Raw genomic sequence first — 9,868 nt, forward strand, 5'->3', positions numbered from 1 at the left:
GGGCTATCGATCACCACAGGAGTACGAAGACGACACCACGAACTTATCCACATTATCCACAGCCGCCCGGCTCGCGATCCCGCGATCCAGGCCAACCACAGCGACTGTCACTTATTAGACTGTCTCACAGATGGGGGTCACTCCACCTCCTCTCTCCGCCCTCGAGGCCGCTTGGATCCCCTGGATCGCTTTGCGACCGTAGGATGACGACCGTGGGGGTGGGATGAGATGGGGCTCAACCCCGACACATCGACACATCGACACGGTCTGCGCCAGTCTGCGCCTTCTGCGGTCCCTACTACACCCACAACACCCTACGGCGTCGCCGGAAACTCCAACCGGTAGCTCTTTCCCGCCAGCCCCAGATCCCCCCTCGGCATACAGGCCGAAAGCGCCATCAGGGCGTTGGCCTCGGACTTCAGCCGCGGATCGCTGAGCAGGGCGGCCGCGTCACGCATCACCCGGGGCGGGCCGCGGAGCGAGCCCCTGGCATCCAGCGCCACCTCGATGGTCACCGCCACCTGCCCCCGAAAGCCGAGGTTCCGCCAGCACGGCGCCATGGCGCCCCATAGAGCACCGGTGGAGGCAGAGTTGCTGGTCTCGCCAACCGTGCCCTGGTCGGTGCGCGCCTTGCGGCTGCGGGCGTCTGAGAGGCGGACGGCGTCAGGGATATAGGCGCCCTGCGGCTGCACCCGCTCGGCCTCCGCGCGCCGGTCGGGGGACGCGGCCTGGCGGTCCTGTGAGCCCAGCCGTTCGGCCATGGCCGAGAGCGGGTCGGCCACCGGCGCAGTGGGCACGGGGATGCCATCGGCAGCCGCGCTGGGGCGCAGTTTGATCAGCAGGGGGTGGGCTTCCGCCAATGCCTCCGCCTCCGCCGTCGCCACCGGGGCCTGTAGCCGCACCAGGCTGACCGCAAACACCGGCCCCTGCGGCCCTCCGCCCGCGTCGCCGGCCGACACCAGATCGCCCGCCGCCCGACTGAACCCCGCGAAGAACAGGCCGACATGGAAGAGCGCCGAGGCCGCGAAGATCGCGCCCTGCCGAGCCTTCCTGCGTCGCCGGACGCCTACCATCCTCGTTTGTTGCATCAGGTTGATCTAACCGGAGGTTGCGACCTCTTGTCTATGTGATAACGCTCAAGGTGCAAGGCGTTGGGAGGCTGCGTTTGGCGCGTGTTTTTGCCAGGATCGGGTGGGTGGCGCGGCCGGCGGATGAGGCCGGCTTTGCGTTGACCGACGCGCTCGTGGCGATGCTGATCCTGTCGATGACCCTGGTGTTGAGCCTGAGCGCGCTGGGGCAAGCGCGCGACGTGGCGGAGGTGGCCTGGGAGACGAGGCGGGCACAGTCATTGCTGTCGCACCTGATCGAGAGCGCACCACATCGTTTTGAAGCCAGCGCCGGGTCGAGCGACGGCTTCACCTGGGCTGTCGAGACCACGACCACAGGCGCGGCCGGCCGGTGGCGGTGTGCCGCCGGGCGGTCACCCTGGAAAACCGGCTGAGCGGGCGTTCCTATCAGGCCGCGACGCTGGAAGCCTGTCCGCTGTTGACGCCGTCATGAGCGAGGCCGGCTACACCCTGACCGAGACGCTGGCGGCCATGGCGGTGATCGGTCTGGCCATGGGCGGACTTACGCTCGGTATGCAGGTGCTGGGCGGCCAGCAGAGTGCAGTAGGCGCGACCGTGCTGAAGGCCCAGGAGGTGCGGGCGGCGCAGGCCTGGCTGGAGAGCCGGTTGGCGGATCACGGCCCCTATCGCGCCCATGAGACCGGACGGCTGGCGGGGGCGGATGAGACACTCACCTTCGACTGCGGCGCGGCGGCGGACTGCGCATTGAGCTTTGAGGATCATGAGCGCGGGCGGCGGTTGAATGTGTTCCGCGGACAGGGCGAACCGGTGAGCTATCGGCTGCCCAGCCGCGCGCCGGCGCGGTTCGTGTACCGCGGCGCCGGCGATGTGGTGCTGGCATGGCCTCCCGTTGGCGGGACGCGGCAGGCGCTGCGCTCGATCTCCCTGCTGCAGGGCAAGCCCGGACGTGAGGCGGCAGTGTTCGAGGCGCGGGTCTGGGCCGAGCAACCGCTGGATTGTGCGTATGACCCGGTCATTCAGGATTGCCGGTGAGCCCGCCATGAACCTTCCCCTGCCCAAAATCGCCGATGAAGCTGGGCCCAAGGCGGAGCGACCCCAGCCGCAGGTGCTGGTCCGGGTGATCGTCACCCCGCCGGGCGCGCCCTGGGAACAGGCGCGCGCCGCAAAGCTGGACGCCCAGCACGGCGCGTCCTTGCCGATTACGGAGCTGATCCATCAACTGCGGCGCCTGACGCCCTGGGCGCCAGGCCGGCCTGGACGCTATGCGGTGTTCTATCTGCGCGCCCGGGAGTTTCATGCGCCGTTCGAGACAACCGTGGACGTTGACGGCCAGCCGCTGGCCGTTCGGTTTGGGACACCTGCGCGGGATACGGCGAGGGTCAAGTTGGCAGGTCTGGCGCTTATCCTGCTGGTGCTGACCGGCGCGGTGCTCGGGGCCTCGACCCTGCTGGCGCTGCGCGTACGCGAAGCGGCCAACATTCGGCTGGAGGCGGCGGAGCAGATGGCGACGTCCCGGTTGCGGATGGCCGAATCCTTCAGCAAGCGCACCAACGATGCCCAGGATTTGAGGGCGCTGGTGGGCTCGGCCCACCCGTTGAGCGGGGTGATCAGTGACCTCACCTGGGTGGCGACGTCCCGGACCACCGAGGCCCGGATCGTAGGCGTGCACTGGGATCGCGGCTTGCTGGCCGTGGAGGCACGGGGGGATCAGCCGCCATTCCTGTCGGTCGATCGACCCCTGCGACGGTCCGACCGCCCCTTGCGCCCCGGCGTCTGGCTGTGGGCCGTGGGCGGGCGGCAGCCAGACGGCGAACCCAGGCCGGTGAGCCCGGAGATGGGGCCATGACGCCGAAATCGACCTTTCGGCCGATCGACTATGGCATCGCCGTGGTTGTCGCCGCCGGTGGAGCCCTGGTGCTGGGGGTCGTCTTGAGCGCGCTCAGTTCTCCGGCCCGGTTCGATGATCGGGTGGCGGCCATCAATGTGAAGGTGGAAAGATCAAAGGCCCTGTTGCGGCCTCCGCGAGACCGCGGCCCCTATGGCCCCGAGGCGCTGTGTGCACGCCAGGCTGGCGAGCAGGCCCAGACGCTTCGCGAGCTGGTGTCGGCCCAGGCGGCCCGGAACAGTCTTGAGATAGTGTCCCTCGACGTCCGCCTCGAGCCGGCGCCCGATCTCAGTGAACGGCTGGTTCCTGTGCGCATACGATTTTCCGCCGTCGGCACTTATGAAAACACGGTGGCCTTGATGGCCGTGCTGGCGCGCGAACGGCCGCAGGTGTTTGTCGACAGCCTCGATCTCACGCCCAGGGTGTCCAATGTCACACTGGCCTTTTCAGGACGTGTGTTTTGCGCCGCATAGCCCTCCTCGGCGGGGCGGTCCCCCTTGGTCTGCTGACCGGGTTGATGGCCTGGTTTATGGCTGGCGGGCTTTCGACAAACGGCGATGTTCTGGAGGAGGTGCAGACCAGCCTTGGCCAACTGCGGCCACCGGCTGCGGCGACCCGCGTTCGGGCCTACAGCGGCGCGGCGGATATGCTGGCCTCGCCGCTGTTTGCGCTGACGACGGGACCGGGCGCCGTTCGCGAACCCTCGATCCGCGTGGATGGGGTGGCGGTGTCGCGCCGCCGGATTGCGGCCCTGCTGTCGATCGACGGCAAGCCCGCCGAATGGCTCAGCGTCGGCGAGAGCCGCGACGGCGTCACGCTGCAGTCGGTCACTTCGTCCAGCATAACGGTGGAAACCGTGGTGGGCGCAAAGTCGCTGAACCTCGGAGACCAGTCCGCCGCCAGCGCCCCGGCGCCCAGTGCAGATCAAGCTGCAAGCGCGACGCCCGCTCCGGCCAGCGAACAGATGCCGAGCGGCTTCCGTAGCCCACCGGAACCCGCCAGCGCGCCGGGGGTGCGTTGATGGGCCGGATTGTTCGAAGTCTTGTGGCAGCGACGCTCGCACTGGCGGCCGTGACCAGCGTACCAACCCCGGCGTTGACCCAGAGCCGGGGAGCGGAATCCTACACCTTCGCATTCCAGAACGCCGACATCAGCCAGGTGGTGCAAGAGGTGCTGAGCCAGGCCGGTGCGCCGTTCGTCATCGACCCGGCGGTCAGCGGGAAAATCTCGTTCCGCATCGAGCAGCGCCTCACCCGCGATCAGCTGTTGGCAGCGCTCGAAGCGGTACTGGGGGCCAACAATGTGGCCATGGTACGCTCCGGCGATCAGCTGATGATCACGCCGCAATCCAAGGCCAAGTCCACCGCCGAAATCCGACGAGATGTCCGCAACATCGGCTCCAGCGGCTATGAGATCGTGGCCGTACCCTTGGGCTTCGCCCAGCCCAGCGAGGTCGCGCGCGCGCTGGAGGCGATCGCGGCGGCGGACACGGTTCTCTATTCCAATGACAAGCTCGGCCTGTTGCTGCTGGGCGGCTCCGGCTCCCAGCTCCGGGCGGCGCTGGATACGCCGAAGGTCTTCGACCAGAGCTCGTTCCAGGACAGCAAGATCCGCTGGTACGAACTGCAGCAGGCGCAGGCGGCGACGGTCGCCAGCGAGATCGAGCGTATCGCCCAGGGCGCGGGCCTTGTGGGCGTCAATGTTGTGGCGCTGAAGCGATTGAACGGCGTGATCATCTTTGGCCGTTCTGCGGAGGCGCTAGACGAGATCGACAAGTGGGTCAAGCGCCTGGACACGCCAGGGCGCGACATGTCGTCCACCATGTACGTCTACCGGCCACAGTTCAGCTCGGCCGAGGCCCTGGCGCGGACCCTGGGAGGCCTGTTCGGGGGTTCAAGCGGGCAAAGCATCGCCCCGGCGCCCCCTCAATCCAGCAACAACAGTCAACCGGCTTCGCAGCCTGCGGCGCAGGCAGTCCTGCCCACGCCGTCGTCCGGACCCGATGGGTCAGAAGAGGAGGTGCGGATAGGGCTGGACCGGGAATCCAATACCCTGCTGGTTTTCACCTCCTCGACGAAATGGGTCCAGATCCAGCGGGTCCTGAGTGAAATCGACCGACCCCAGCGCCAGATCATGATTGAAGCGTCCATCGTCGAGGTCACGCTGGGCAAGAAGTTCCAGTTCGGCGTCGACTGGAACGTCTTCTCGGACAACCTCCGGGTCGGCGCTGTCAACAACGCCTCCGGTCGGGTCGCCCAGAACTTTCCGGGTATCTCGCTGACCTACATCAACGCCGATATCGCCGCCGCCGTCAGCGCGCTGGGATCCCGGACCAACATCGAGGTTGTCTCTGCGCCCAAGGTCATTGCGCTCGACAACCGCACGGCCCGTCTGCAGGTTGGCGATCAGGTGCCGGTCGTTACTCAATCTGCCCAGACGACGACAACGGATCGCGGCGCGCTGGTCAACACCGTCGACTATCGTAGTACCGGCGTCATTCTCAACGTGACGCCCCGGATCACCGGTGGCGACCGTGTGGTGCTGGATGTCTCACAGGAGGTGAGCTCCGTGGGCCGGACCAGCACCTCGGGCATAGACTCCCCCACCATCCAGCAACGTCGCTTCGAAAGCACCCTGGTGCTGGAAGACGGTGGCACCGTGGCCCTGGGCGGCTTGATCAGCGCGACACGGACCAACAACAACTCCGGCGTCCCCTGGCTGAAGGATGTGCCGAAGGTCGGTGGCCTCTTCAGCACCCGTAATCGCGACCACAGCCGCAGCGAACTGATCGTGCTGCTGAGCGCCCGCATTATCGGCGACAAGGTTTCAGCCGGACGCGCCATGGCCGATCTGGCCGCCGACATGACCGAGCTTCAGGCCCGTGGTCTGCTGCCGAAACCTTGACCCCCGCGACGAGGGATACGCGACGCCGGCGGCCATGGTGCTGGCGCTTGCCCTGTCGCTGGTCGCAACGGCCATGGTCGCGCGAAGTGTCATGACGCTCAGGCTCGCCAAGGCTGACCTGGAGCGCAGGCAGGTGGAATACGTGCTGGACGGCGCCCATCTGGCTGCGGCGGCCACCGTTGTGCGCGGCGGTTCGGGCGGACCCTACCGGTGGGCGCTCCCGACAGATGCGGGGTTTGCCGAAGCTCTTGTGGAGTCCGAAGCCGATAAGCTTCGTCTGTCCGCGGCTGCGTCGCTCTCGGACGAGGTCCTAGCGTCGTTTGATGTGGTCGATGTAGCCGCGTTGAAAGTAAGGCTCAACCAGGCGTCCGACGCACCATTCGTTGAGGTGTCATCCCTTGATGCCGCGCCGTTGTGGCGGGAGTGCGCGGCCAGCCTGATGTCCAGTCTCGGAACCCGGGACAGCTATACCCCGCCGCGCCCAACTGAGCCGGCCGCCGCGCCGTCGGATCCTGAGGCACTGCCGAACCCCCCGGACTGGCGTGTCGGAGAGACGTGGAGAGTTCGAGTCACAACCGGAGCGGGTTGGCGAGACGACCGTATTGTGAGATTTACAGGAGACACTCGACATCCCGCTGCGGTGGTGAAGCGGCGTCTGTCGCGTAGCGACGGAGGACAGGGGCGATGCGACGACATTTTGGCCAACGCCGGATAGACGGGGAAGCTGGTTATACCCTCACCGAGATCTTGGTGGTCATGGCGATCATCGGCATGCTGGCGGCCGCCCTGACGCCCGGCCTGGTTGGACAGTTGGGCCGCTCGCGCGCGAAAACCGCGCAGGTTCAGGTCGAGACCGTGGCCGCTGCTGTCGAGATGTTCCGCTCCGATATGGGCCGTTACCCAACCAAGTCCGAGGGCCTGCAGGTCCTGATGAGCCAGCCGGCGGACGGCGAGGGTTGGGTCGGGCCTTACGTGAAAAGCGCCAAGGCGCTGACCGACCCCTGGGGCAAGCCGATCGAGTACAAGATGGGCGAAGATGGCCGGAACTATGCCGTCATTAGCCTGGGCGCCGATGGCCAGCCGGACGGTCAGGGCCTCAACCGCGACCTAAGCGCACCTGCCGCCCGATGACCCAGACTCTCGCCTCGCTCAGCCTGGCTGGCGTCGCGGGATTGGCGCTAGGGAGCTTTGCGGTGACGTCCGGTCTGCGCCTGAGCCGGGGCGCCTCAGCGATGCGGGGTCGCTCGCAGTGTGACACCTGCGGGCATCAATTGGGGTTCGCCCAGACGGTGCCGGTGGTCTCATATCTCAGGTTGTCCGGCGCCTGTGCGGCCTGTCGCGCGAAGATCGATCCGACCCATCTGGCTGGCGAGGTGGCGGGCGCGGTGGTCGTGGTGACGGCTCTGTTTGCGCAGGACATTCAGCGCAGCCTTCTACTCATGGGGCTCGGGCTGACCTTGATCGCGGCGATCGCGGTAGACTGGAAGGTGCGCCGCCTGCCCGATCTGCTCACCCTTGCGTGTGCAGGGTTCTGTGCGGTGCTCGCCGTCCTGGTGTCCTGGGAACGACTGGCGGAAGGCGTGATCGCCGCGACGGTTGTTACGTTGACGTTGCTGGCGGTGCGTTGGCTGGCAGCGCGACGAAGCGGCGAGCCGGGACTTGGCCTGGGAGACGTGAAGTTACTGGCCGCGCTCGCGCTCTGGCTCGGTCTCGCCACGCCCTTGCTGATCGCCGCTGCATCGCTTCTTGGCCTGCTCCTGATGGTGATTACCCGCCCGCCGGACGGCCGCCTCGCCTTTGGCCCGGCCATTGCGGTCTCGGCCTGGACCATCGGCATCATCGGGGAGGCGGGCCAATGGCCGACGATGATGTAGGCGCGACGTTCGCCCAGGCCAGTCGCCCGCGACGCGAGAGCGTGCTGCAACGCCTGACCGACATGAACATCGTGGAGCCCTCGGCGGTGGCGCGCGCCGAGATGGTCGCCTCGCGCACCCGTCAACCCATCGAGCAGGTCCTGAATCAGCTGGGCGCGCTGTCCGATGATGACCTTGTCGAAGCCTACGCGGCTGTCTGCGGCTGCGAGGTCTGGGAGCCAAGCCGTGCACCGGCCCAGGTGGAGCTTCAGGACCTGGGGGTCTCCGCGGACTTCCTGCGCCGCGCCCGCATCCTGCCGATCCAGCGCTCCGGACGCACCCTTGTCTGTGCGGCTTGCGACCCGCTGGACGATGAAGCGTTTGCGGGTCTGGTTTTCGCGACCAGCGCAGACATCGTCATTCTGGCGGCGCGACCATCGGATTGGTCCCGTGAGTTTGATCGCGCATTCGGTGCGCCCAAAGAAACGGCGGCCCGCCCGGACGAGCGCCGCCTTGAGCGCGAACTGGATCTGGTGTCGGATCGCTCGACAGAGGGCCCGGGCGCGCGCCTGGTCGCCGCCGCATTCGAGGCCGCTATCGCTGTAGGCGCCTCCGACATCCACTTCGAGCCCACCCGTCATGACCTTCGCATCCGTCTGCGGGTCGATGGTCGACTGGTCGATCACCAGACCGTGTCCGCCGACCTGGCGGCGCCCACTGTGTCGCGGGTGAAAGTCATCGCCAACCTCAACCTTGGCGAACGGCGGCTCCCCCAGGATGGCCGCACGACCTTCGTGGTTGAGGGTAAGCAGGTCGATGTTCGCGTCGCCACGTCGCCCACCGTATTCGGTGAATCCGCGGTCCTGCGAATTCTCGACCGCTCCGCTGTCCCGTTGGACCTCGAAAAGCTGGGTCTGGGCGCGCCGGTCATCGACGTCCTGATGCGCGCGGCGCGAACCGCTCACGGCCTCTTCCTGATCACCGGCCCCACCGGCAGCGGCAAGACCACCACGCTCTACGCCTTGCTCCAGACCTTCGCGGGCTCGGGCAAGAAGATCCTCAGCGTCGAGGACCCGGTGGAGTATCACTTCGACCACGTCTCCCAGACCCAGGTCGCCTCGCACCTTGGGTTGACCTTCGCCGCAGCCCTGCGCTCGTTCCTGCGTCAGGACCCGGACGTCATCCTCGTTGGCGAAATTCGCGATCCTGAAACCGCTGCGGTCGCCGTCCAGGCCGCCATGACTGGCCACCTGGTATTGGCCTCAGTACACGCCAATGATGCCCTGGCCGTTCTGCCAAGGCTCCGCGACATGGGCGTTGAGCCCTACCAACTGGCTGCTGGCTTCCGGGGCGCGGTGGCTCAGCGCCTGGTCCGCCGTCTTTGCCAGCGCTGCGCTGTTGCGGAGGCCCCCAATGAGGCCGAGCAGCTCTTCGCCCGCGCCGTCGGCAAGAGCCTGCCGGACACTCTGATGCACCCGGTCGGCTGCACCTATTGCCGCCGTTCAGGCTTCAAGGGCCGCCTGCCTATCAGCGAAGCCTTCCTGTCCACCGACGAACTGTTGCGGGCCGTCGCTGATCGCGAACCTTCCTCCCGCATAGAAGCCATGGCCAAAGACGGTGGCCTGGATGGGATGGCCGCCGACGGCTTCCGGCTGGCGCTCACCGGTGTCACTACACTCGAGGAGGTGGCTGCCGCCATCCATGGCTGACCTGCACTTCAGTTATGTGGCCATCGACCGCAGCGGTCGCCGCGTACGCGGCGCTTTGTCCGCCGGCAATGATGCCGCAGCCTATGATCAGCTGAAGCGCGACGGCTTCTCGCCCATCAACATCAAGGCGCGGCAGGCCACGAAAGTGCGCGCCGCCAAAGCCCAGCGGCTCGGCAATCGGGAAATCGCCGACTTCCTCTCCGGCCTCGCCGAACTCCTGAAGGCCGGCGCCGATATCCGCACAGCCCTCGGTATCCTCAGCGCTCGCTTCGAACGCGCCTCGGTCAAGAAGATCGCCGAAGAACTAGGCTCAGGACTCATTGATCATAGCCAGAAGATGACGGTGGCAGCGAGAGCGATGGCGGACATGAAGGTGTGTGCGCATCGGTCGTATCGGGTGTGGATGCGCCGCCAGTCCTTGAGGCGTCC

General features: G+C 67.0%; 11 protein-coding genes and 1 pseudogene. 10 read left to right on the forward strand and 2 right to left on the reverse strand.

Annotated features, from left to right (window positions below):
- Positions 1-314: 314 nt before the first annotated feature.
- Positions 315-1,088, reverse strand: coding sequence for a hypothetical protein (locus ACIQ3B_RS16975; protein ID WP_397404672.1), 774 nt, complete (start codon positions 1,086-1,088; stop codon positions 315-317).
- Between the two features lie 77 nt (positions 1,089-1,165).
- Between ACIQ3B_RS16975 and ACIQ3B_RS16980 the strand changes: the two genes are divergently transcribed.
- From ACIQ3B_RS16980 to ACIQ3B_RS17025, 10 genes are read left to right on the forward strand one after another with little or no spacing between them, the layout of a single operon-like run.
- Positions 1,166-1,501, forward strand: a complete 336-nt coding sequence (locus tag ACIQ3B_RS16980; RefSeq protein ID WP_397404674.1) for a hypothetical protein — start codon at positions 1,166-1,168, stop codon at positions 1,499-1,501.
- Between the two features lie 55 nt (positions 1,502-1,556).
- Positions 1,557-2,120, forward strand: a complete 564-nt coding sequence (locus ACIQ3B_RS16985; RefSeq protein WP_397404675.1) for a type II secretion system protein J — start codon at positions 1,557-1,559, stop codon at positions 2,118-2,120.
- 7 nt (positions 2,121-2,127) lie between these two features.
- Positions 2,128-2,934 (forward strand): hypothetical protein, encoded by an 807-nt coding sequence (locus tag ACIQ3B_RS16990; RefSeq protein ID WP_397404677.1) that lies wholly within the window; start codon positions 2,128-2,130, stop codon positions 2,932-2,934.
- Positions 2,931-3,446, forward strand: coding sequence for a GspMb/PilO family protein (locus ACIQ3B_RS16995; protein ID WP_397404679.1), 516 nt, complete (start codon positions 2,931-2,933; stop codon positions 3,444-3,446). Before ACIQ3B_RS16990 ends, ACIQ3B_RS16995 begins: the two co-directional genes overlap by 4 nt.
- Positions 3,434-3,994 carry a hypothetical protein gene (locus ACIQ3B_RS17000; RefSeq protein WP_397404681.1) on the forward strand — a complete coding sequence of 187 codons (561 nt, stop codon included), beginning with the start codon at positions 3,434-3,436 and terminating at the stop codon, positions 3,992-3,994. The genes ACIQ3B_RS16995 and ACIQ3B_RS17000 overlap by 13 nt, the downstream gene beginning before the upstream one ends.
- Positions 3,994-5,877: a type II secretion system secretin GspD gene (gspD, locus tag ACIQ3B_RS17005; RefSeq protein ID WP_397404683.1), complete on the forward strand. Its 1,884-nt coding sequence runs from the start codon at positions 3,994-3,996 to the stop codon at positions 5,875-5,877. The genes ACIQ3B_RS17000 and gspD overlap by 1 nt, the downstream gene beginning before the upstream one ends.
- The gene (locus tag ACIQ3B_RS17010) at positions 5,855-6,592 is read left to right on the forward strand and encodes a hypothetical protein (RefSeq protein ID WP_397404685.1); all 738 of its coding nucleotides are present in this window, start codon (positions 5,855-5,857) and stop codon (positions 6,590-6,592) included. Before gspD ends, ACIQ3B_RS17010 begins: the two co-directional genes overlap by 23 nt.
- Positions 6,562-7,008 carry a type II secretion system major pseudopilin GspG gene (gene gspG / locus ACIQ3B_RS17015; protein ID WP_397404687.1) on the forward strand — a complete coding sequence of 149 codons (447 nt, stop codon included), beginning with the start codon at positions 6,562-6,564 and terminating at the stop codon, positions 7,006-7,008. The genes ACIQ3B_RS17010 and gspG overlap by 31 nt, the downstream gene beginning before the upstream one ends.
- Positions 7,005-7,751: a prepilin peptidase gene (locus tag ACIQ3B_RS17020; RefSeq protein WP_397404689.1), complete on the forward strand. Its 747-nt coding sequence runs from the start codon at positions 7,005-7,007 to the stop codon at positions 7,749-7,751. The genes gspG and ACIQ3B_RS17020 overlap by 4 nt, the downstream gene beginning before the upstream one ends.
- Complete coding sequence (locus tag ACIQ3B_RS17025; protein ID WP_397404691.1) at positions 7,733-9,439, forward strand: GspE/PulE family protein; 1,707 nt, start codon at positions 7,733-7,735, stop codon at positions 9,437-9,439. The genes ACIQ3B_RS17020 and ACIQ3B_RS17025 overlap by 19 nt, the downstream gene beginning before the upstream one ends.
- A gap of 324 nt (positions 9,440-9,763) precedes the next feature.
- Here ACIQ3B_RS17025 and ACIQ3B_RS17030 read toward each other — a convergent pair.
- A pseudogene (locus ACIQ3B_RS17030) lies at positions 9,764-9,868 on the reverse strand (IS5/IS1182 family transposase); the annotation flags it as partial.

The sequence above is a fragment of the Phenylobacterium sp. genome (genome assembly GCF_044358365.1).
Taxonomy (GTDB): Bacteria; Pseudomonadota; Alphaproteobacteria; order Caulobacterales; family Caulobacteraceae; genus Phenylobacterium.